Annotated in this window: 20 protein-coding genes; 9 read left to right on the plus strand and 11 right to left on the minus strand. The window is 74.5% G+C overall.

Annotation, left to right across the window (positions count from 1 at the left end; all coding sequences use genetic code 11):
* The first annotated feature begins 60 nt into the window (after positions 1-60).
* Positions 61-432, plus strand: coding sequence for a GntR family transcriptional regulator (locus tag AB0947_RS14480; protein ID WP_171157774.1), 372 nt, complete (start codon positions 61-63; stop codon positions 430-432).
* A gap of 67 nt (positions 433-499) precedes the next feature.
* On the opposite strand, the gene AB0947_RS14485 is transcribed toward AB0947_RS14480, so the two are convergent.
* Positions 500-1270 carry a DUF72 domain-containing protein gene (locus AB0947_RS14485; protein ID WP_366750673.1) on the minus strand — a complete coding sequence of 257 codons (771 nt, stop codon included), beginning with the start codon at positions 1268-1270 and terminating at the stop codon, positions 500-502.
* Between the two features lie 15 nt (positions 1271-1285).
* Positions 1286-2380, minus strand: coding sequence for a DUF5925 domain-containing protein (locus AB0947_RS14490; protein WP_366750674.1), 1095 nt, complete (start codon positions 2378-2380; stop codon positions 1286-1288).
* Positions 2381-2605: 225 nt separating this feature from the next.
* Between AB0947_RS14490 and AB0947_RS14495 the strand changes: the two genes are divergently transcribed.
* Positions 2606-3412, plus strand: coding sequence for an SGNH/GDSL hydrolase family protein (locus AB0947_RS14495; RefSeq protein WP_366750675.1), 807 nt, complete (start codon positions 2606-2608; stop codon positions 3410-3412).
* 167 nt (positions 3413-3579) lie between these two features.
* On the opposite strand, the gene AB0947_RS14500 is transcribed toward AB0947_RS14495, so the two are convergent.
* The 3 genes from AB0947_RS14500 to AB0947_RS14510 form a co-directional block, all read right to left on the minus strand.
* The gene (locus AB0947_RS14500) at positions 3580-5130 is read right to left on the minus strand and encodes a nickel transporter (RefSeq protein WP_366750676.1); all 1551 of its coding nucleotides are present in this window, start codon (positions 5128-5130) and stop codon (positions 3580-3582) included.
* Positions 5131-5237: 107 nt separating this feature from the next.
* The gene (locus tag AB0947_RS14505; RefSeq protein ID WP_366750677.1) at positions 5238-6716 is read right to left on the minus strand and encodes a tetratricopeptide repeat protein; all 1479 of its coding nucleotides are present in this window, start codon (positions 6714-6716) and stop codon (positions 5238-5240) included.
* Between the two features lie 86 nt (positions 6717-6802).
* Positions 6803-8371, minus strand: a complete 1569-nt coding sequence (locus tag AB0947_RS14510) for a DUF4331 domain-containing protein (RefSeq protein ID WP_366750678.1) — start codon at positions 8369-8371, stop codon at positions 6803-6805.
* Positions 8372-8529: 158 nt separating this feature from the next.
* Here AB0947_RS14510 and AB0947_RS14515 point away from each other — a divergent pair, with 158 nt between their 5' ends.
* The 3 genes from AB0947_RS14515 to AB0947_RS14525 all read left to right on the plus strand — a co-directional run bounded on the left by AB0947_RS14515 (position 8530) and on the right by AB0947_RS14525 (position 10343).
* A complete protein-coding gene (locus tag AB0947_RS14515) occupies positions 8530-9123 on the plus strand; it encodes a sigma-70 family RNA polymerase sigma factor (protein ID WP_366750679.1) in 594 nt (197 codons plus the stop codon).
* Positions 9120-9947, plus strand: coding sequence for an anti-sigma factor (locus tag AB0947_RS14520; RefSeq protein ID WP_366750680.1), 828 nt, complete (start codon positions 9120-9122; stop codon positions 9945-9947). The genes AB0947_RS14515 and AB0947_RS14520 overlap by 4 nt, the downstream gene beginning before the upstream one ends.
* Positions 9948-10073: 126 nt before the next feature.
* On the plus strand, positions 10074-10343 hold the full coding sequence (locus tag AB0947_RS14525) for a hypothetical protein (protein ID WP_030650094.1): 270 nt from the start codon (positions 10074-10076) through the stop codon (positions 10341-10343).
* A 41-nt stretch (positions 10344-10384) separates the two neighbouring features.
* On the opposite strand, the gene AB0947_RS14530 is transcribed toward AB0947_RS14525, so the two are convergent.
* The 3 genes from AB0947_RS14530 to AB0947_RS14540 are packed head-to-tail and all read right to left on the minus strand — an operon-like array spanning position 10385 to position 13361.
* Positions 10385-11581: a CaiB/BaiF CoA-transferase family protein gene (locus tag AB0947_RS14530; protein WP_366750681.1), complete on the minus strand. Its 1197-nt coding sequence runs from the start codon at positions 11579-11581 to the stop codon at positions 10385-10387.
* A gap of 47 nt (positions 11582-11628) precedes the next feature.
* Complete coding sequence (locus AB0947_RS14535) at positions 11629-12408, minus strand: ABC transporter permease (RefSeq protein WP_366750682.1); 780 nt, start codon at positions 12406-12408, stop codon at positions 11629-11631.
* Positions 12405-13361, minus strand: coding sequence for an ATP-binding cassette domain-containing protein (locus AB0947_RS14540; RefSeq protein ID WP_366750683.1), 957 nt, complete (start codon positions 13359-13361; stop codon positions 12405-12407). Before AB0947_RS14540 ends, AB0947_RS14535 begins: the two co-directional genes overlap by 4 nt.
* Before the next feature lie 63 nt (positions 13362-13424).
* On the opposite strand from AB0947_RS14540, the gene AB0947_RS14545 reads away from it, so the two are divergent.
* Entirely contained in the window at positions 13425-14135 is a 711-nt protein-coding gene (locus AB0947_RS14545; RefSeq protein ID WP_366750684.1) for a TetR/AcrR family transcriptional regulator, read from the plus strand.
* A 262-nt stretch (positions 14136-14397) separates the two neighbouring features.
* On the opposite strand, the gene AB0947_RS14550 is transcribed toward AB0947_RS14545, so the two are convergent.
* From AB0947_RS14550 to hmgA, 3 genes are all read right to left on the minus strand, one after another.
* Entirely contained in the window at positions 14398-15552 is a 1155-nt protein-coding gene (locus tag AB0947_RS14550; RefSeq protein WP_366750685.1) for a type ISP restriction/modification enzyme, read from the minus strand.
* A 107-nt stretch (positions 15553-15659) separates the two neighbouring features.
* Positions 15660-16406, minus strand: a complete 747-nt coding sequence (locus tag AB0947_RS14555) for a GntR family transcriptional regulator (protein ID WP_366750686.1) — start codon at positions 16404-16406, stop codon at positions 15660-15662.
* Between the two features lie 46 nt (positions 16407-16452).
* Positions 16453-17799 (minus strand): homogentisate 1,2-dioxygenase, encoded by a 1347-nt coding sequence (hmgA, locus tag AB0947_RS14560; protein ID WP_366750687.1) that lies wholly within the window; start codon positions 17797-17799, stop codon positions 16453-16455.
* Positions 17800-17949: 150 nt separating this feature from the next.
* On the opposite strand from hmgA, the gene AB0947_RS14565 reads away from it, so the two are divergent.
* From AB0947_RS14565 to AB0947_RS14575, 3 genes are all read left to right on the plus strand, one after another.
* On the plus strand, positions 17950-18471 hold the full coding sequence (locus tag AB0947_RS14565; protein WP_366750688.1) for a hypothetical protein: 522 nt from the start codon (positions 17950-17952) through the stop codon (positions 18469-18471).
* Between the two features lie 293 nt (positions 18472-18764).
* Entirely contained in the window at positions 18765-19382 is a 618-nt protein-coding gene (locus tag AB0947_RS14570; RefSeq protein ID WP_366750689.1) for a TetR/AcrR family transcriptional regulator, read from the plus strand.
* A 175-nt stretch (positions 19383-19557) separates the two neighbouring features.
* On the plus strand, positions 19558-21789 hold the full coding sequence (locus AB0947_RS14575; protein ID WP_366750690.1) for a molybdopterin oxidoreductase family protein: 2232 nt from the start codon (positions 19558-19560) through the stop codon (positions 21787-21789).
* Positions 21790-21896: the final 107 nt, after the last annotated feature.

Here is a 21896-nt window from a genome sequence, read left to right on the forward strand (position 1 = left end):
GTACGGGCCGGGAGGACCGGGTGCCTCTCATTTTCCGGCGGGTGCGGGACAATCGCCCGTGTGAGCCTGAAGATCCGCATCGATGACAGCGCGCCCCCGTACGAGCAGGTCCGGGCGCAGATCTCCGAGCAGGCGCGGTCCGGCGCGCTCCCGGTGGGGTACCGGCTGCCGACCGTGCGGGGGCTGGCCGAGTCCCTCGGGCTCGCGGTGAACACGGTGGCGAAGGCGTACCGGGCGCTGGAGGGCGACGGGGTGATCGAGACGCGGGGGCGCAACGGCACGTTCGTGGCCGCCGCCGGCTCGGCCGCGGTACGGGAGGCCGCCCTGGCCGCCCAGGCGTACGTCGAGCGTGTGCGGCGGCTCGGGCTCGCCGAGGACGAGGCACTGGGTGCCGTGCGGGATGCCCTGCGGGCGGCCTATGGGCAGGGCTGAGGCGCGGGGGGAGGGGCACGGGCGACGGGAGGGGTGAGCGGCGCCGACGTGCCGGCCGGGCGGGGGATCAGCCCAGTCCCGCCGGCTCCGGTGTCCTCGTCACCGTCACGCCGGCCCGGCGCGCCGCCCGGGCGAACGCCACCGCGTCCTGGACCGCCGCGCCTCCGGGGTCGTTGTTGAAGTACGCGTACACGTCCTCGGCGCCGGACCAGGTCGTCGCGACACGGTCCACCCAGGTCTCCAGCGAGCGGCGGCCGTAGCGCGGCCAGGGCCGGGCGCGGCCCTGGTGGAAGCGGACGTAGCCCCAGCCGGCGGTGCGCCACAGCGGGGTGACCGGGCGGGCCAGGACGTCCGCCCAGCACAGGGCCGCGCCACGGGACGCCAGCACCTCGCGCACCTCGCCCGTCCACCAGGAGTCGTGGCGGGGTTCCACCGCGACCTTCGTACCGGCCGGGAAACAGGCCAGGCAGGCGTCCAGCAGCGGCGGATCGGCGCGCAGGGTGGGCGGGAGCTGGAGCAGGACCGGGCCCAGGCGGTCGCCGAGGCCCGCGGCGTGGGTCATCAGGCGGTGCACCGGCTCCTCGGGGTCCCTGAGCCGCTTGATGTGGGTGAGGAACCGGCTGGCCTTGACCGCGACCACGAAGTCCGGCGGGACCCGGACGCGCCAGGCGGCGAAGGTGTCGTACGACGGCAGCCGGTAGAACGCGTTGTTGATCTCCACGGTCGCGAACAGCCGGGTGTACTCCTCAAGCCACAGCCGCGCCGGCACCCCGGCCGGGTAGACCTGGTCCCGCCAGTCCTTGTACTGCCACCCCGACGTGCCGACGAACAGGGTCATACCCTCATCAAAGCACTACAGGTACAGGCCCGCGTCCGCGCCCTCCCGGGCCCCCGGCACCGAGGTCGGCGTGGTGCCCCGGCGCAGCGCGTACAGCTCGGCGAGGGTCGCGCCGTCCCGGCCGACGCCCTCCTCGGTGCCGAGCCACTTCACCGCCTCCGGGCGGGTCAGCGGGCCGACCTCGATGCGGGCGAGGCAGCGGCCGGGGCGGACCACGGCCGGGTGCAGCCGCTCCAGGTCCTCGTTGGTGGTGACGCCGACCAGGACGTTGCGGCCCTGGCCGAGCAGCCCGTCGGTGAGGTTCAGCAGCCGGGACAGGGCCTGGCCCGCCGTGTGCCGGGCCTCGCCCCGGATCAGCTCGTCGCAGTCCTCCAGCAGCAGCAGGCGCCAGCGGCCCTTGCCCGCGCCGTCGTCCTCCCCGATGGCGATGTCCATCAGATAGCCGACGTCGGAGAAGAGCCGCTCGGGGTCCAGGACGCAGTCGACCTGGCACCAGTCGCGCCAGGAGCGGGCGAGGGTGCGCAGGGCCGAGGTCTTGCCGGTGCCGGGCGGGCCGTGGAGCAGCAGCAGCCGGCCCGCGATGTCCTCCGGGGTCGTCTTCATCAGGTGGTCCATCGCGTCCGCCACCGGCGCCGTGTAGTTGGGCCGGACCTCGTCCCACGTGCCCGCGGAGATCTGCCGGGTGGTGCGGTGCGGGCCGCGCCTGGGGGAGACGTACCAGAATCCCATCGTCACGTTCTCCGGCTGGGGTTCCGGCTCGTCGGCCGCGCCGTCCGTGGCCTGTCCGAGGATCCGCTCGGCCAGTTCGGCACTGGTCGCGGTGACGGTGACGTCCGCGCCCCGGCTCCAGCGGGAAACGAGCAGCGTCCAGCCGTCCCCCTCGGCGAGGGTCGCGCTGCGGTCGTCGTCGCGGGCCATCCGCAGCACGCGGGCGCCCTCCGGCAGCAGGGTCGCGCCCGAGCGCACCCGGTCGAGGTTCGCGGCGTGCGAGTACGGCTGCTCGCCCGTCGCGAAGCGGCCGAGGAACAGCGCGTCGACGACGTCGGACGGCGAGTCGGAGTCGTCGACGTGGAGCCGGATCGGCAGAGCGTCGTGCGGGTTGGCAGACATGCCGCCATGATCCGTCACGGAGGGGGCCCGCGCACGGTATTTCCCGTCCCTCGTCCTGGCGCTGACGGGTGGTCAACCGACGGGGCGGGCATGCGCAAGAGATGAGCGGTGAACGTCCTGGGCCGATCCTGTCGAGATGGAGACTATTTTGGCATGAACACTTCCGGTCAACACGCGTAGCTGCTACCACAGTTGCTGGCAGACATCCTGCTAAAGGGAGGTTCCATGAGACGTTCCCGACTTACCGGATTCGTGACCTCGCTCCTCCTCGCCGCCGGCCTCGGTCTCACCGGGGCCGCTTCGGCGCAGGCGTCCTCGACCGCCGCGACCGGCGGCTACGTCGCACTCGGCGACTCCTACTCCTCCGGGGTGGGCGCCGGCAGTTACATCAGCTCGAGCGGCGACTGCGACCGCAGCACGAAGGCCTACCCCTACCTGTGGAACGCCGCCCACAGCCCCTCCTCGTTCGCCTTCAACGCCTGTTCCGGCGCGAAGACGGACGACGTGCTCGCCAACCAGCTCGGCTCGCTGAACTCCTCCACCTCACTGGTGTCCCTCACCATCGGCGGCAACGACGCCGGTTTCGCCGACGTGATGACCACCTGCGTGACCAGCTCGGACAGCACGTGCCTGTCCCGCATCAACACCGCCAGGGCGTACGTCGCCAACACGCTCCCCGGCAAGCTGGACACCGTCTACAACGCGATCAGCGCCAAAGCCCCGTCCGCCCGGGTGGTCGTCATCGGCTACCCCCGCTTCTACCTGCTCGGCCAGACCTGCCTCGGCCTCTCCGAGACCAAGCGCTCCGCGATCAACGACGCCGCCGACTACATGGACAACACCATCAAGGCCCGCGCCACCGCCCACAACTTCGTCTTCGGCGACGTCCGCACCACGTTCTCCGGCCACGAGATCTGCTCCGGCGACTCCTGGCTGCACAGCGTCAACTGGCTCGACATCGGCGTGTCGTACCACCCGACCGCGTCCGGCCAGTCCGGCGGCTACCTGCCGGTGCTGAACAACGCGGCATGACCCGTCCGGGCTCACCCGGCAGGGTGAAGTTCTAGGGTGGAGTTCTCAGCGTGAAGTTCTCGGCGTGATGTTCTCAGGGTGAGCCCGAAGGTGAGGCGGAGGTCCCGGACGACGGGGTCTCCGCCGCCGTCGTCCGCCCGCCGGGAACGGCACTTCCGAAGCACGGCTCAGCCCAGCGCGGACACGGCCCCCTTGAGCACCAGTCCCACGCCCAGCGCCAGCACGACCAGGGCCGACCCGAGCGGCAGGGCCCGGCGCGCCAGGACGGCCACCGGGTGGGCGCTCCAGCGCGGGCGCCGCTCCAGCACCCGTACCGCCCCCGCGCCCAGCCGTACGACGGCGAACCCGGCGGCGGTGAGCGTCAGCGCGAGACCGGCCCCGTACGCCACGACGAGCAGCAGGCCGAACCAGGCCTTGCCGAGCGCGGCGGCACCGACCAGGACGACCACGGCGGACGGGCTGGGCACCAGCCCGCCGGCGAACCCGAGCAGGATCGTGCCGCGGAGTGTGGGCGCGGTGGGGTGGGTGTGGGTGTGGCCGCCGTGGGTGTGCGTGTGCCCGCCGTGGCTGTGCCCCCCGTGGCTGTGCGAGTGAGGGTGTGCGTGGTCCCCATGGGCGTGTTCCACACCGTCGTGGTGGTGATGCTGGAAGGCGGCACCGTGTCCGCCGCCCACAGTCGCCAACTCCCGCCGCTCCACCGCGTCCTGGGCCACCATGACCGCCCGCACACGGTCGCGCCAGGCACGGCGGACGAGGGTGACGCCCGCCGCCAGCACCAGGACGCCACCGGCGAGGCCCAGCCAGGAGATCACCGCCGGCGCGGCCGCCGAACCGGCCGTGACCAGCAGGCCCAGGGCGACCACGCCGAGGGTGTGGGTCACGGTGACCGAGGCGGCCATCGGCAGCACGTCCCGTGGCCGGGCCCGGCCCCCGCGCGCCGCCGCCGTCGCGGCCATCAGGGTCTTGCCGTGGCCCGGCGCCAGCGCGTGCAGCGCGCCCAGGGCGACGGCGACGAGCAGGGCCAGGGCGGCGAAGCCGGCGGTGAGGTCCTGCCGGGCCACGAGGTCCTCCAGGGCCCGGGTCCAGCGGTCGGCACCCCGGGGGAGCACACCGGCACCCGGGGCCGCCTGCCGCTGCGCGTCCGCCGCGAGCGCCAGGCCGCCGGGCCGCACCCGCAGCGCGGCCGATCCGGTGTCGGCGGGGGAGGACAGCAGGTCCTGGGGGTAGGAGGTCAGTTCCCGGGACACCGACTCCTCCGGCACGTCGGTCGAGGTGAGCGTCATGCGGTCGCCCCGCGCCGTGATCTCCCGCCAGCCGGGCCCGCCGGCGGCCCCCGCGCCCCGGAAGCCGAGGGTCACGGCTCTCGCGCGGGGCAGCGGGGCGGTCAGCCGGCACTCCACGCGCAGGGTGTCGAGGCCGGCCTGGCCGGGACGCGTGCGCGCGCTGCCGCGGACGGCCGTGAGGGCGGTCGTACGCCCGTCGACCCGCAGGCCGCTGCCGGCGGCCGCCCGTGCGCACCGCTGCCGGGCCCACGCGCCCAGTCCCAGCCGCTCGATGTCGGCCCTGGCCTGGGTCGCCGGGATCTCGGCGAGGTCCTCCACATGGTCCACGCGCAGCTGTCCGGGAGCGACGACCAGGCCGTCGTAGCGGTTGACGGTGAAGTTGCCGAGGGGGTGCGCGTGCGCGGCGCCGGCCGGCACGAGTGCCAGGGCGCACACGGCGACCAGGACGCACAGCGGTCGCGGTACCCCCCGGCGCGGACGCGGCCCGGCCGGGCGCGGACCTGGTGCGACGGGGCGTGGTGCGACGGGGCGGAGGCGTGGTGTCACTCGGCTCCCTCCAGCGCGGTGCGGGCCCGTGCCGCACCCAGCGGGGAGAAGCCGGGGTTCAGTTCCAGGGCCGAGGCGAGCGCGGCCCGGCCGGCGGCCCGGTGGCCGGTGGCCAGCTCGATCACGCCCCGGTGGTAGCGGAAGGCGGCGTTGCGGTAGCCGGTGGCGCCGGCCCGGCGGGCGTAGGGCAGGGCCTCGGTGTCGCGGCCGTTGACGTGCAGCGCCCAGGCGAGGGCGTCGGCGGTGTGCACGGTGTGCCGGCGGGCCCATTCGGCGCGGGCCGCGCGCAGGGCGGCCCGCTTGTCGCCGTGGTCGGCCGCGGCCAGCGCGGTGTCCAGGTCGGCGTCGACGCCGTTGGCGCGGGCCAGCGCCGTCCAGGCGCCGACCAGCGCGTACTGCCGCCGGGCCCGCGCCCGGTCGCCGGCCGCGCCGCGCGCCTCGTACAGCTCGCCGAGTGCGACCAGCGGGCCGGGCAGCGGGGAACGGGCGACCACCGTCTCCATGTCCGTGACCGCCCCGGCCCGGTCACCGCTGGCCGCCCGCGCGCGGGCCCGGCCCTCCAGCGCCGGCAGGTAGCCGTCGTCGGCGGCCAGGGCGCGGGCGTAGCAGCTGAGTGCCGCCTTGTAGTCCCCCTGGTTCCAGGCGAGTTGGCCGAGCTGGGTGGCCACGTACGCCGTGTCGCCCGGCGAACCGGCGGCGGACAGCGCCTGCCGGAGGACCCGGCGTGCCGTGGTCACGTCCCCGCGCAGCTCGCGCACGTACGCGTACCGGGTGAAGACCGGTACGCCCGGCTTGCGCGCGTCGGCGGTCTTCGCGGCCCCGGCGGCGTCGGTGTACCGGCCGAGCTCGACCAGGGCGTCGATCCGGGAGGACAGCGCGCGTTCGCTGTACGGGTTCCGGCGCAGGGCCGCGTCCGCGAAGGCGAGGGCGTCCTCGAAGTCGTGCCGGGCGGCGGCGAGGGCGGCGCGGCCGGCCAGGGCCTGGTCGCCGCCCGGCGCCAGCGACAGGGACCGCCGCAGCGCCTGTTCCGCCCGCGGGTAGCGGGACGGGTCGCCCTTGGTCCGCGCCTGCTCGACGTAGGCCAGACCGAGGGTGGCCCAGCCGCCGGCGTCCCTCGGCTGGGACCGCAGGTGCGTCTGGAGCGCGGTGACGCCCGCGTCCAGATCGCCGCCGCCGAGGACGCCGGGGCCGACGGCACCGGCGGAGACCGGCGCCGCCGCCGGCACCCGGTCCGCACCGAGCGCGATGGCCCCACCGGTCAGCGCGACCGCCAACAGGGCGGCGCCGAGCGTGAGCTGGGCCCTGCCCCGCCACAGCCGCCCGGCAGCACCGGCCCGCCGGACGGCGGTGACCCGCTCATCGCCCGTGCCCGGCCCGTGCTCCGGGGCACCCTCCGCCCTCCGCCCGTCCCGCTCGTGGTCCCGCTGCACCACCCGCTGCCCGTCCTGCTCGTCGTCCTGCCCGCGCGGGCCCATGCCTTCTCCTCCGTCGGTCGTGTGGGAGGCGCGGCCCGCCGTGGGGGGAGAGGAACACGGGCCGCGCCGGTCTGGGTGAGTGCGGGTCAGTACGGGCGCCGCACGCGCCGGCGCCACCAGGCGAGGGCGCCGCCGGCCAGCAGGATGCCGGCCGCACCGGAGGCCGCCGACGCGGCGATCAGCACGGTGTCGCCGGAGCCGCCGGAGGCCCCGGCCGGCTGGAGGGCGTCCCCGAGCCGGCTGCGCACGTCCGTCCCCGCCGTCGTGCCCTTGGCGAGCGGGCCGCGCGAGCCGGACGTGGGCTGGGCGACGTAAGGGAAGGAGTTCTCGAACTCCTTGTCGTTCTTGTCGACCGCGTCGCCCAGGTCGTTCTTGGAGCCGACCAGTTCGCCCTCCATCACTTGGAGGGCCGCGTCGACGACGTCGTCGGTGAGCCGGCGGCCGTTCGGGAAGCCCGCGTTGTCGCCGTCCAGCACCCCCAGCCGCTTCGGGTGCGTGCTCGGCCGGACGGAGGTGTTCAGCCGCAGCTCCTCCGCGGGCCGCACGTCCGGCGGCTGGTTGAGGCCCTTGACGCCCTTGAGGAAGACGTCGACCAGGTCGTTGCGCGGCTCGGCGGGTGCCTTGATCTTGTAGATCGACTCGATGAGCTTCGGCAGCTCCGGGTTGGTGACGTTCTTCAGGAACTGCGCGTCGTACGCGGGCTGGGAGGCGTTGAACCTGTCCTTGTCCTTCTGCGGGTTGACGACCTCGTTGACCAGCGGGTTCCCGAGGCGCGAGACCTGGCTGTAGTAGCCCTGCGCGTTGCGGCGCCGGGTGGTGGACCACAGGCCGACGACCGGCTGGCGGGCGGACTCGCGGATCAGCTCGTTCGGCACCTGGAGGGCGATGGTGTTGACGTTGTAGCCCTTGAGGGTGTCCCGGCCGACCTCGGTGAGGTTCCCGCCGTACAGCAGGTCGAAGACGCGCAGGTCCAGGAAGAACGGGTCGTCGGCCTGCCCGGCGAAGGTCGCCGCGCCGCCCGCCGTCCTGTACACCGCCTGCGCGCGCAGCTTGCCGTAGTCCGGCATGGACGCCTTGCCGACGTTCGACGGCGCCACCGGCACGTCGTCGGCCAGCTTGGTCCTCGACCTCTCGTGCCCGCCCCGGAGCCTGATGAGATCGATGTCGTAGGTCTGGGTGACGTTGAGGTCGGGGTCGTCCAGGCTGGTGACCGGACCGGTGTTGTAGAGGAACGTGTTCCCGTTCTTCGTACGGGTCCTGAAGGTGTAGCGGAAGACCAGGTCGCCCTGCGCGTCACCGTTGTTGTCGATGTGGAGGTCGTACTGGGCGTCGTCGGCGAACGTGTAGAAGTTCGGTCCGCCGGCAGGCTCCTCGAAGGGGATCCAGTTCGCCACGATCGTCGTCGTGTCGGGCTTGTCCGGGCTGACGAACGCGTACAGGTCCGTGTTGTCGTACTGCGGGGTGCCCGAGATCAGCGGGGCCTCCCGGTGGGAGGAGGCGGCGGCCGTCCCGGGTTCCAGCGTCGCGACGCCGGCGGCCGTGAGCCCTCCGGCGGCCAGCGCCCCGCAGATGAGCGTGACCAGGCCCGTGCGTCCGGTGCCGCGCCCGGAGTGCGCCCTGCTGGCGAGGGCGCCCCGGGAGAAGAGAGGTGTCATGCCGTCCGTCCTCAGTGCCGACTTGCCTTTGACGGACGGGTATACGGAGCGGGGACGCGAAGCGGATTGGCCGGACGGGAAAAAGTTTTCACCGCTCCCGGACCCGCGTTTTCGGCCCGCTGATCCGTACCCCCTCGGGGAGGTGTGTCACGGTGCGGATGCGCGGTGCGCGAGGAAGAGCCGGCTGCGGCCACGGAGAGGGGACCCGCACACAGGCGGACGAGCTGCTGGTGCTCGTGGCCGGCGGCGACCACAGGGCGTTCGAGGAGCTGTACGGGCTGGTCTCCGGGCCGGTGTTCGGCCTGGTGCGACGGGTGGTGCGGGACCCCGCACAGTCCGAGGAGGTCGCCCAGGAGGTGCTGCTCGAACTGTGGCGCTCCGCCGCCCGGTTCGACCCCGCGCGGGGCAGCGCCCTGTCCTGGATCCTCACCCTCGCCCACCGCCGCGCCGTCGACCGGGTGCGCAGTGCCCGCGCGGCCGGCGAACGCGAGCAGCGCGAGGCCGTGCGCGCCGGGGAGCCCGCGTTCGACCAGGTCGCCGAGGAGGTCGAGGCCGGCCTGGAACGCGAGTGGGTGCGCCGCTGCCTGAACCGGCTCACGGCCCTGCAACGCCAGTCGGTGACCCTGGCCTACTACGACGGGTACACCTACCGTGAGGTGGCCGAGCGGCTCTCGCTGCCGCTCGGCACGGTCAAGACGCGGATGCGCGACGGACTCACCCGGCTGCGCCAGTGCCTGGGAGGCGCCGCATGAGCATCCTCGGCACGCTGCTGCGCCGCGCGGACCCGCACTCCCTCGCCGCGCCCTACGCGCTCGACGCGCTGGAACCGGGCGAGCGCCGCCGCTTCGAGAAGCACCTGGCGGGCTGCGACCGGTGCGCCGCCGACGTGCGGGAGCTGGCCGAGGACGCGGTCCGCCTCGCCTGGTCGACGGCGGCCCCGGCGCCCCCCGCCCTGCGCGACCGGGTCCTGGCCGCCGTCCGCACCACCCCGCAGGAGCCCGCGCGCGGTCGCGCGGGCGCCCGGGAGCGGACGCCCCGGCTCCCGCCGCACGTCTGGGGCACCCAGCCCCCGCCGGGCCGCGCCCGTGCGTCCCGGACGCGCCGCCCCCTCCTCGTCCCGTTCGCCACGGTCACGGCCGCCGCGGCGCTCGTCGTCGCCTCCCTCTTCGCGGTCCAGGCCCACCGCACCGAGGACCGGCTGGCCGCCGAGCGGGTCCGGGCACGTGAGATCGCCCACGTTCTGGCCGCTCCGGACGCCCGCGCGGTGAGCGGCGGGGACGCGCGCGGCCGCAGTATCGGAGTAATCGCTTCCGCCTCCGAGCGGGAAGCCGTCGTCACCCTCAGCGGGTACGGCACCCCGTCCGGCGGGCGCGTGCACCAGCTCTGGCTCATGCGTCCCCGGGTGCGACCGCGCTCCCTGGGGCTCCTGGCGGGCGACACGCCCTTGGTCGCCAAGGGTCTCGACGCCGCTTCGACGTCACTCGCCGTGACCGTCGAGCCTGACGGTGGGTCAGCTCAACCCACTGGTCAGCCCATTGTCCAACTCACCCTGAAATCGGTCGGATTCGGAGAGTAGTCAAAGGCGGATGATCAACCACCTTACGGGGAAGGTGAATCCTGTGGCCGAGATACACGCGTGCCTCACCGGGGCGATAGGGTTACCCTGCCCGGGCCGGGTGGACTCGTACGGGTGGGGAGTGACATGGAGCAGATAACAGTGCGCAGCAGGGCCAGGGTCCCTGCGATCACCTGCGGGAGCAGTGCGACCAGTTCGCGGCTCGACCGCCATCTGTCGGTGCTGGCGGGTCCCGCCATACCGCAGCGGGAGACGGTCGAGGCGACCTCGCTGATGCGGGAGCTGACGGCGCGTGACTCCGTGCACCAGCGCAGTGACCGGGGCACGCGGATCGGCCGCGTCTCCCTCTTCGCGCCGCTGCGCCGGCTGCGCCGGTCGCTGTTCGGCGGTCACTGACCGCACCGCAGGGCCCCCGACCCGAGCAGGGGTGCCCGCGCTCAGGCCGCCACACCGTCCCGGCGCAGCGCTGCGATCTCGTCGTCCGTCATCCCCACGGCACGCAGCAGCGCTCCGGTGTGCTGTCCGAGAGCGGGCACGTCACCCATCCGTGCCTCGTCCCCGCCCGGCAGCGTGATGGGGGGCAGCAGCGCCTTCAGCGGCCCGGCCGGCGACCCCACCTGACGCCACCGCTCCCGGGCCGCCAGCTGCGGATGCTCCGCCAGTTCGTGCAGATCCCGCAGCCGGGCGCAGGCGATGCCCGCCTTCTCCAGCCGGGCCAGCGCCTCCCCGGCGTCCAGCACCGCCAGCGCCCCCGCCACCAGGGCGTCGGTCTCCTCGCGGTGCGCCACCCGCGCGGCATTGGTCGCGTACGCCGGATCGGTGGCCAGTTCCGGGCGCCCCAGGACCTGCTCGGCCAGCCGCCGCCACTCCCGGTCGTTTTGCACCGACAGCAGCACCCGCCCGCCGTCCGCCGTCGGATAGGCGTCGTACGGCGCGATCACGGCGTGCGCGAGTCCGGTGCGGGCCGGCGGCTCACCGCCGTGCAGCGCGTGGTGCAGCGGATGGCCCATCCACTCGGCGAGCGCCTCCAGCATGGACACCTCCACCGGCCCGCCCCGCCCGGTCGTCCCGCGCCGCACGAGCGCGGCCAGCACCCCGGAGAAGGCGTACATGGCCGCCGCGATGTCCGCCGCCGGGATGCCCGCCTTCACCGGCTGCCCGGGCGTCCCGGTCACCGACACCAGCCCCGCCTCGCACTGCACGAGCATGTCGTACGCGCGCTTGTCCGTGTACGGCCCCGAGCCGCCGTAGCCCGAGATGTCCACGGCGATCAGCCGCGGGTGCGCGGCGCACAGCGTGGCCGCGTCCAGGCCGAGCCGGGCCGCCGCGCCGTGCGCGAGGTTCTGCACGAACGCGTCCGCGTCCGCGACCAGCCGCCGTACGACGTCCAGGCCGCGCGGGTCCTTCAGGTCCAGCGCGATGGACTCCTTGCCGCGGTTGCACCACACGAAGTGCGAGGCGAGACCGCGGGCGGCGGTGTCGTAGCCGCGCGCGAAGTCGCCGCCGTCGACCCGCTCCACCTTGATGACCCTGGCCCCCAGGTCGGCGAGCTGCCGGGTCGCGAAGGGCGCGGACACGGCCTGTTCGACGGCGACGACGGTGATGCCGTCCAGCGGCAGCGGGAGGTGATCCATGGGGTGGATGATCTCCCCTGACCGGCGGCTCTGTCAGCAGTGCGGACTCACTCGGCCCGCGCGTACCCGCGCACGGTCAGCGGCAGGAACAGCGCGGTCAGGGCGAGGCTCCACGCCAGCGCCCCCGCGACCGGGTGGGCCACCGGCCAGGCGGCGCCCTCCGGGACGGGCGCGTTGCCGAAGAGGTCCCGCAGGGCGGTGGTCACCGCGCTGATCGGGTTCCACTCGGCGAGCACGCGCAGCCAGTGGGGCAGGTTGCCGGTCGGGATGTACGCGTTCGACAGCAGCGGCAGCACGAAGGAGGCGGCGCCGAGCTGCCCGGCGGCCTCCTCGCTGCGGGACAGCAGGCCCAGCAGGATCCCGGCGCAGGTGCAGGCGAACCGGAAGAGCAGCAGCAGGCCCACGGCACCGGCCGCCCCGGCCGCGGACCCCTCGATCCGCCAGCCCACCGCGAGCCCGGTCAGCAGCAGCGGCACCGTCCCGACGGCCGTGACGAGCAGGTCGGCGACGGCTTGCCCGAGCGGTACGGCGGCCCGGCTCACCGGCATCGTGCGGAACCGGTCCGTCACCCCCCGGTGAGTGTCCTGGGCGGCCTGGAACATGCCGGTCATCAGTCCGCCGGCGGCCGTGGCGACGAGCAGCCCGGGCACCAGGAAGGAGCGGTACTCGCGGCCGGGCACCGCCAGGGCGCTGCCGAACACGTAGCCGAAGAACAGCAGCATGTTGACCGGCATCAGCTGGGTCAGGACCGCCAGGCCCGGGTTGTTGCGGACGCGGCGCAGCTGCCGGCCCGCCATCGCCAGTCCGTCGTACGCCAACGCGCTCACGCGGCACGCTCCTCATGGCCGGCGGACTCACCGGTGAGCCGCAGGAAGACGTCGTCGAGGGTGGGCGGCCGGATGCCGGCGTCCAGCAACGGCACGCCGGCCGCGTCGAGTTCGCGCACCAGGCGGGGCAGGGTCAGCGTCGGATCGGTGGTGACCGCGCCGACCGCACGGCGCTCACGGTCGAACACGGGCTCCCTGCCGGTCAGCCGGTCGAGCACGGCCGCCGCCCGGGTCAGCGCGCCGGCGTCCGCGACCACCGCCTCCACATGGGACCCGATGAGTGCCTTCAGCGTGGCGGGCGAGCCGGTGTGGGCGACCCGGCCCCGGTCCACCAGGGCGATGTCGTCGGCGAGCCGGTCGGCCTCCTCCAGGTACTGGGTGGTCAGCAGCACGGTGGTGCCGTCCGCCTTCAGCTCGCGCACCGCCTGCCAGATGCGGGCGCGGCTGGCCGGGTCGAGCCCGGTGGTCGGCTCGTCCAGGAAGAGCACGTCGGGACGGCGCAGCAGGCTCGCGGCGAGGTCCAGCCGGCGCCGCATGCCGCCCGAGTACGCCGCCGCCTTCCGGTCCGCCGCCTCGGTCAGCCCGAAGCGCTCCAGCAGTTCGTCGGCGCGGGCGGCCGGTCCCCGCACCCGGAGCAGCCGGGCGAACAGCCGCAGGTTCTGCCGGCCGGTGAGGTCCCCGTCGACGGAGGCGTACTGCCCGGTGACCGCGATCCGGCGCCGCACGGCCGCCGCCTCCCGCACGAGGTCGTGCCCGGCGATCCGCGCCGAGCCCCCGTCCGGGCGCAGCAGCGTGGTCAGCAGCCGGACCGCCGTCGTCTTCCCCGCCCCGTTGGGGCCCAGCAGCCCGCAGACCGTGCCCTCGGCCACGGCCAGATCGAGCCCGCGCACGGCACGCACGGCGCCGAAGCGCTTCTCCAGACCTTCACTAAGTACAGCGTACGTAGTTGTCATGCCGGCACCGTACCGCACTACGTACGGCGTACGTAACTACGATGGTGGCCGAGGTGATGAGCGATGGCAGTCCGAGGGGCCGTCCCCGAAGTGATCTGGGCGCGCCCCGAGCGCACCGGCCGAGGTCCGAAACCGGCGTACACGCGCGACGACATCGCCGCCGCCGCCGTCCGGATCGCCGACGCGCGAGGGCTCGACGCGGTGTCCATGCGGCACGTCGCGGCCGAGCTGGGCTGCGGCACCATGTCGCTGTACAACTACGTCCCCCGCAAGGAGGACCTGTACGAGCTGATGGTGGACGCCGTCGGCGCGGAGCACGAGCTGTGGGAGCCCAGCGGCGACTGGCGCGGCGACATGCGCCGGGTGGCCCGCCAGACCCGTGAGCTGATGCGCCGGCATCCGTGGCTGCCGCGCCTGATGTCCCCCGTCTACGGCTTCAGCCCGCATGCCCTGCGCTACCTGGAGCACTGCCTGGCCTGCCTGGACCCGCTGGAGGCCGCGTACGGCACCAAGGTGGAGTTCATCGCGATGCTGAACGGCATGGTCACGGCCTACGTCCGCAACGAACTCGACACCGCCGAGCGGGTGCGGGCCCTGCCGTGGTCGCAGGACGAGGAGAACGCGGTCCGCACCGCGTACCTGGGCCGCCAGATCGCATCCGGCGCCTATCCGCGCATGGCGGCGGCGTTCGCGGAGGACTCGGGGCCGATCGATCTGGAGGCGGTGTTCGAGCGGATGGTGGAGCGGGTCCTCGACGCGTTCGCGCCGCGCTAGCCGGGCGGGCGTGGCGGGTGGGGGCCGTGGGGGGCTGGTCGTGCCGTTTCCGCGCTCCTGGGGGGTGTGCTGGGTTGTTGTGGTCGGGGCGGGGTGTGCTCGTCGTCCGCCAGGTGCCGGGCGCGCCGCCCGGCCGGCCGCCGGTGCCCGGGGTGCCGTCGCGCTTCGGGCTGTGCGGTGCCGGGTGCGGCCGGATCGCCGCGTCGCAGGCGCCGGTCGTCGGTCCGCGCGTGCGGGCGCGGGACGCGCCGGTGGCGGGCGGCTAGAGCAGTGCGAACTGCCCGTCCGGGCCCTCCTCGTGGTGGTCGAGGACCGAGGCGGGGCGGCGGGAGGACTCCGGCACCGGCAGCACGCCCGCCTCGCGCAGCTCGGCCGCCGTGACCGGTGCCGTCACCTTCATCTCGTCCCGCGTCGAGCGCAGTTCCGCCAGCAGGGCGAGGACCGTGATCAGCTCCAGCAGCTCCGACGTCCAGGCCTGCGGCCAGACCGCGGGACGGATCGCGGCGAGCGTGCCCGGCTCCCCGGACGCGGTGCGCGCCGCGAACCAGTTCTCCAGCACCCGCACCCCGGCCACCTCGTAGTCCCAGGCCTCGGGCGGGACGGGCGAGATACGGCCGTCGTCCAGGTGCAGGCTCTCCTCGTCGCGGTCGTAGCGCACGGTGAGCGGACGGCCCGGCAGGGGCGCGCGGACGTACGGGCGCCGCCCGCCCGGCAGCCGGGGGCGCTCGCCGTCCCGGCGCATCAGCCACAGTGCCCGGCGGCCGCTCTCCACGCCGGACGCCCACAGGCCGGGGTCGTCGGTGAGCGGGACGGCGAGGCCGGGGCCGGCCGCCATCAGGATCCAGGCCAGCACGTCCGGCGCCGAGGGCCGTGTGCCCAGCCGGGCCGCCAGGTGGTCCAGCAGGCCGGGGGCGAGGTTCGGTTCCGTGCCGCCGGGGCGGCGGTAGAGCGGGCGGACGCGGCCCGGGCGCAGGGTGGGCAGCAGCGCGGTCGCCAGCAGCGGGACGCCGGCGTCGCCCGTCTCGACCGTGAACACCTGGTGCGCGTCCGCCACCCGCCACAGCTCCGGGCGGGCCGTGTCGATCAGCCGGTGGTCCGGGATCAGCCACTGCTCGTCGAAGGGAGCGGCCAGCACCCGCACCGGTTCCGGGCAGGGCCCCGCGGCGCGCGCGAGCCGCTCGGTGCCGGCGGGGGAACCGGGCAGCTGGCCCACCGCCGACTGGAGCGTGCGGGCGCGGGTGGGCTCGAACAGCGCCTCCCGGTCCGGGCCTCCCGCCTTCAGCAACGCGTCCCAGCGGGCCCTGAGCGAGGCCGGGTCCGGTGCCGTCGGCCAGGAGCGGCCCGGCCGCAACGGTGCGACGGACCACGGCATGAGGTCCGCCAGCAGCGGAGCGTCGTCGTGCGTCACGCACGGCATGCTACGACAGCGGATGGCGCCCCGGAGGGGCACGAGGAACCGCGCGGCCCACCGCGACGGGCCCCGCGCCCGACGGACGGCCCCGCCCGGCCGAACCGGCGGAGCGCCTACGCGTCGAGCGTGACGGTGAACGAGAAGCGGTCGCCCCGGTAGTGGATGACCGCCACGTCCAGCACCCGCCCCTCGCTGTCGTAGGTCACCCCGGTGTAGTGCAGGATCGGGCTGAGCAGCGGCACTTCGAGCAGCCGGGCCGTCTCCGGGTCGGCGAGCCGGGCCTCCACGGTGTCCGTGATCCGGCTGATGTCCGCTTTCACCACGTCCCGCAGCACCTTGGTCATCGGCCAGCGGACCAGGTCGTCCGGGTCGATGCCCTCGGCCAGTTCGGGGCGGACGTGGTTGACGGCGTGGTTGGTCGGCTCACCGGTCTTCTCGTCGCTGCGCAGCCGGTGGTACGCGGCCACCTCCGCGAGATCCGGGAAGTGCTCGGCGAGCCCGGCGGGCACCGGCACGCGGCCGTGGCCGAGCAGTTCCGTCGTCATCCCGGACTGCTGGGCCACGATCGCGTCCACTGAGCCCAGCAGCCGGACCGGGGCCCCGCGCCGCGCCGCGGGCTCGATGAACGTGCCGCGCCGCCGGTGCCGGCTGATCAGACCCTCGTCCTCCAGTTCCTTCAGTGCCTGCCGCATGGTCAGCACGCTCACCCCGTAGTGCTCCGCCAGCCGCTCCTCGGTGGGCAGGCGCAGCGGGGCCTCGGGGGAGCGGCCCAGTATCGAGGCGCGCAGCGACTGCGACACCTGGTACCACAGCGGCAGCTTGCGGTTCAGGACGATCGAATCCGGGGCGAAGGAGGTCACGCGGCTATCCGTACCTGGCGGAGAACGTTCGGCGCAACGGCGGCGGTCACCCCCGGAAGTGCCGCTCCAGTCCCCGCCACACGTCGTCGTAGTGCTGCTGGAGGTGGTCGGCGCCCGCCGCCTGCGGGGTGAGGGTCACCGGCCAGCGGGTCTCGAACATGAACGCCAGTCCGTCGTCGATCTTCTGCGGCCCCAGTTCGGCCGCGCTCGCCCGGTCGAACGTCTCCCGGTCCGGCCCGTGCGCCGACATCATGTTGTGCAGCGAGCCGCCGCCGGGCACGAAGCCCTCGGCCTTGGCGTCGTAGGCGCCCTCGATCAGGCCCATGTACTCGCTCATCACGTTCCGGTGGAAGTACGGCGGCCGGAAGGTGTCCTCGCCCACCAGCCAGCGCGGCGCGAAGACCACGAAGTCCACGCCGGCCAGGCCCGGGGTGTCCGACGGCGAGGTCAGCACCGTGAAGACGGACGGGTCCGGGTGGTCGTAGGAGATGGTGCCGATCACATTGAAGCGGCGCAGGTCGTAGACGTACGGCACATGGTTGCCGTGCCAGGCGACCACGTCCAGGGGGCTGTGGTCGTAGGTCGCCGTCCAGAGGTTGCCGCAGAACTTGTTCACCACCTCCACCGGCCCCTCGACGTCCTCGTACGCCGCCACCGGGGCCCGGAAGTCGCGGGGATTGGCGAGCCCGTTGGCGCCGATCGGGCCGAGGTCGGGCAGCCGGAAGGGCGCCCCATAGTTCTCGCACACATAGCCCCGGGCCGACTCATCGAGCAGCTCCACACGGAAGCGCACTCCACGGGGGATCAGCGCCACATGGCCCGGCTCCGCGTGGAGGCGGCCGAACTCGGTGTGCAGCAGCAGTCCGCCGCGCTCGGGCACGACCAGCAGCTCGCCGTCGGCGTCGGAGAAGACCCGTTCCATCGAGGCGTTGGCGTGGTACAGGTGCACGGCCATGCCGGTGCGCTGGGTCGCGTCGCCGTTGCCGCCCAGCGTCCACAGGCCGGCCAGGAAGTCGGTGCCGGCCGGGGGCTCCGGCAGCGGGTTCCAGCGCAGCCGGTTGGGGTCGGGGACCGCCTCGGTGAAGGGCGCCGTGCGGATCGCGCCGTTGCCGGTGCGGGTGAACGCCGGATGGGCGGCCGAGGGGCGGACGCGGTAGAGCCAGGAGCGTCGGTTGTGCGCCCGCGGCTCGGTGAACGCCGTACCGCTCAGCTGCTCGGCGTACAGGCCCAGCGGCGCGCGCTGCGGCGAGTTGCGGCCCTCGGGCAGGGCGCCCGGCACCGCCTCCGAGGCGTGTTCGTTGCCGAACCCGGTCAGATACGCCAGCCCCTCGGCGGTCTTGCGTCCTCCCCCACGCTCGAACACGCTCGCGCGGGAGGTGCCCCCATCGCTCATGATCGCTCCTTGTGCTCCCGATTCCTATGCATCACCGTAGGAATGAGCGGGGGTCCGCGCAAGAGGGTCGCCGTCCTCCCCGCGGGGTAGGGCGGGAACCAGACTTCAGGGGGATCCGGAGCGCCGCCGCGCTGTTCTACGCTCCCGGTCATGTCGTGGACGAAGTGGACGCGTGGGGCCCTCGCCGCGCTCGCGGTGGGCGTCCTGCTGCCGCTCGGAGCGGCGGCCTGCACCAGCGGTGAGGCGCGCGGCGGGGCGACCGTCCCGCCGTCACCCGTGGGGAAGGTGCTGGACGGCACCGACGAGACCGGCCGGAACCTGCGCGAGGTGGCCCCGCGGAACGCCCCCGAGGTCGCCTTCGAGGTCACCCCGGACTCGGCCGGCGGCTGGGACGTACGGCTGGCCCTCCGTCACTTCCGGCTCTCCCCGCCCGGCACCCGGCCCGCGGCGGCCATCGGCCGCGGGCTGGCCCACCTGTTCGTCGACGGCCACCGGGTCGCGCGGCTGCGCGTCCCCACGTACCACCTGGCCGCCGGCCGCGTCCCGCACGGCACCCACCAGATCACCGTCCGCCTGTACGCCGACGACGGCACGGTGTGGGCCGTCCGCGGCAAGCCGGTCCAGAGCACGGCCGACATCACGGTGTCCGGCGCGGAGACGGGCACGGGGTGAGCGCCGGCCGGCGCCGCCCTGACCGGCGCACGGCGGCCACGGCACCCTGCGCCCCCGGCGGACGGCGGTGACGGCAGCCTGCGCCCCCGGCGGACGGCGGTGACGGCACCCTGCGCCCCTGGCGGACGGCGGTCACGGAACCCTGCGCCCCCTGCGGGCCTCGGTCGCCGGCCCCTCGCCCCCCTCGGCGGAGGAGAAGCACCGGCACCTCGCCTCCGCCGGCGAATGAGTGCAAGGGCCACCTGTCTCCGTACTGTGGGGGGAGGTTCACCGGACCCCGGCGGAAAGGCATCATGAAGCCCGTGCCCCACGCGACATCGCTCCGCCGCGCGCCCGTCCAGCGGCGCAGCGCCGAACGGCTGACCAGGATCCTGGACGCCTGCGCCGAACTCCTCGACGAGGTCGGCTACGACGCCCTGAGCACACGCGCGGTCGCCCAGCGCGCCGGCGTGCCCATCGGCTCGGTCTACCGCTTCTTCGGCAACAAGCGGCAGATGGCCGACGCCCTCGCCCAGCGCAACCTGGAACGGTACGTCGAGCGGGTCACCGGGCGCCTGAAGAAGGCCGGCGAGGGGGACTGGCGGGCCGCCATGGACGCCGTCCTGGACGAGTACCTGGGCATGAAGCGCACGGCGCCCGGTTTCTCCCTGGTGGACTTCGGCAACCAGATACCGGTCGGCTCCCGTCACACCGAGCCCAACACCCGGGTCGCCGACCGGCTCACCGACCTGCTCGCCGGCTACCTCGGCCGCACCCCGGACGCGGACCTGCGGCGGGTGTTCCTGGTCGCCGTGGAGAGCGCCGACACCCTGGTCCAGCTGGCCTTCCGGGTCGATCCGCAGGGCGACGAGGCGATCATCACGGAGACCCGGCAACTGCTCCGGTCGTACCTGGGACGCGTACTGGACTGAGCCGGGGCCGGCCGGAGCGTCCCGCAGGGCCGGTGCCGGGCGGCCGAAACGACCGCCGGTGCAGGCGGGGGCGCACAGGGCCTCCCCTCCGTGCATACCGGTCGGTATGCTCGGCGCGGCCGGTCCGCCCGCTCGTGCGTGGGCGACCCCGTCGCCGACCCCTCCGGGAGGACCCGTGTCCCGCACCGCCCTGCGAATCTGCCCCCTGTGCGAGGCCACCTGCGGGCTGACCCTCACCGTCGAGGGCACCCGCGTCACCGGCGCCCGCGGCGACCGGGACGACGTGTTCAGCAAGGGCTTCATCTGCCCCAAGGGCGCCGCCTTCGGCGCCCTCGACGGCGACCCCGACCGGCTGCGCACCCCGCTCGTCCGCGAGAACGGCAGCCTGCGCGAGGCCACCTGGGAGGAGGCCTTCGACGCGGTCGCCGCGGGTCTGCGCCCGGTGGTGGAGCGGTACGGCCCCGACGCCGTGGGCGTGGTCCTCGGCAACCCCAACGTGCACACCGTGGCCGGCGCCCTCTACCCGCAGGTCCTGCTCGGCGCCCTGCGCACCCGCAGCCTGTTCACCGCCTCCACGGTCGACCAGATGCCCAAGCACGTCTCCAGCGGGCTGCTGTTCGGCGACGCGGGCGCCATCCCGGTGCCGGACCTCGACCACACCGACCACCTGCTGCTCATCGGGGCCAACCCCCTGGAGTCCAACGGCAGTCTGTGCACCGCGCCCGACTTCCCCGGCAGGCTCAAGGCGCTCAAGGCGCGCGGCGGCCGGCTGACCGTCGTGGACCCGCGCCGCACCCGCACCGCGAAGCTCGCCGACCGCCACCTGGCGATACGCCCCGGCACCGACGCCCTGCTGCTCGCCGCGATGGCCCACACCCTCTTCACGGAGGACCTCGTCGACCTGCGGCACCTGGCCCCGCACGTCCAGGGGCTGGACGAACTGCGCGACGCGCTCGGCGACTTCACCCCCGAGGCCGCAGCCCCCGCCTGCGACCTGGACGCCGGCGTCATCCGCGCCCTCGCCCGCGAGCTGGCCGCCGCCCCGGCCGCCGCCGTCTACGCCCGCATCGGCAGCTGCACCGTGCCGCACGGCACCCTGGCCAGCTGGCTGGTCGACGTCCTCAACGTCCTCACCGGCAACCTGGACCGGCCCGGTGGCGCGCTCTTCCCGCAGGCCGCCACCGGCAGGACGCCCCGTCCGGCGGGCCCCGGCCGCGGCTTCGCGCTCGGCCGCTGGCACTCCCGGGTGAGCGGACACCCGGAGGCGAAGGGGGAGTTGCCGCTCGCCGCGCTCGCCGAGGAGATCGACACCGCGACCGACCAGGGGACGCCCGTGCGCGCGCTGATCGCCGTCGCCGCCAACCCCGTGCTCTCCGCGCCCGACGGCGACCGGCTCGACAAGGCCCTGGACTCCCTGGACTTCATGGTCAGCGTCGACCCGTACCTCAACGAGACCTCGTGCCACGCCCACGTCGTGCTGCCCCCGCCCCCGCCCTCCCAGAGCCCGCACCACGACTTCGCCTTCAACACCCTGGCCGTGCGCAACCAGGTCCGCTACACCCGCCCCGCCGTCCCGCTGGAGCCCGGCCGCATGGCGGAGACCGAGATCCTCGCCCGGCTGGTCCTGGCGGCCGGCGGGATGCACGGCGCCGACCCCGCCTCCGTCGACGCGATGGTGATCGACCAGACCCTCGGCAAGGCCGTCCAGGACGCGCACGGGCCGGTGCACGGGCGCGACCCGCACGAGCTCGCCGCCCTGCTGACCGGTGACAACGGCCCCGAGCGGCGGCTCGATCTGATGCTGCGCCTCGGCCCGTACGGCGACGGCTTCGGCGCCCGCCCCGACGGGCTGACCCTGGAGAGGCTGCTCGCCCACCCGCACGGCATCGACCTCGGCCCGCTGCGCCCGCGCCTGCCGCAGCCGCTGAGGACCCGCAGCGGCAAGGTCGAACTGCTGCCCGGGCCCATCGCCGGCGACCTGCCCCGGCTCCGCGCGGCCCTGCGCGAGCGGCCCGCGGGCCTCGTCCTCGTCGGCCGCCGCCATCTGCGCTCCAACAACAGCTGGATGCACAACGTGCCCGCGCTCACCGGCGGCAGCAACCGCTGCACCGTGCACGTCCACCCCGAGGACGCGGCCCGCCTCGGCGTCCGGGACGGCGCGGACGTCCGCGTCAAGGGCGCCGGGGGAGAGGTGGTGGCCCCCGCCGAGGTCACCGACGGCGTCCGGCCCGGTGTGGTGAGCCTGCCGCACGGCTGGGGCCACGACCGGCCCGGCACCCGGCTGGGCCACGCCTCCACCGACCCCGGCGTCAACGTCAACCAGCTGCTCGACGGCAGCCTGCTCGACCCGCTGTCGGGCAACGCGGTCCTCAACGGCGTACCCGTCGAACTCGTCGCACTGCCGTGACCTGGACTTTCGCGCTTATTGCTCGCACGTCAACATCTTGTTAACGCCGTTCGCGCGGACCTAACGTCATCGCACCGCCGGCCCCCAGGTGGGATGTTCAAGGGCGA

The organism is Streptomyces sp. NPDC047841, from assembly GCF_040704085.1.
GTDB lineage: Bacteria > Actinomycetota > Actinomycetes > Streptomycetales > Streptomycetaceae > Streptomyces > Streptomyces argyrophylli.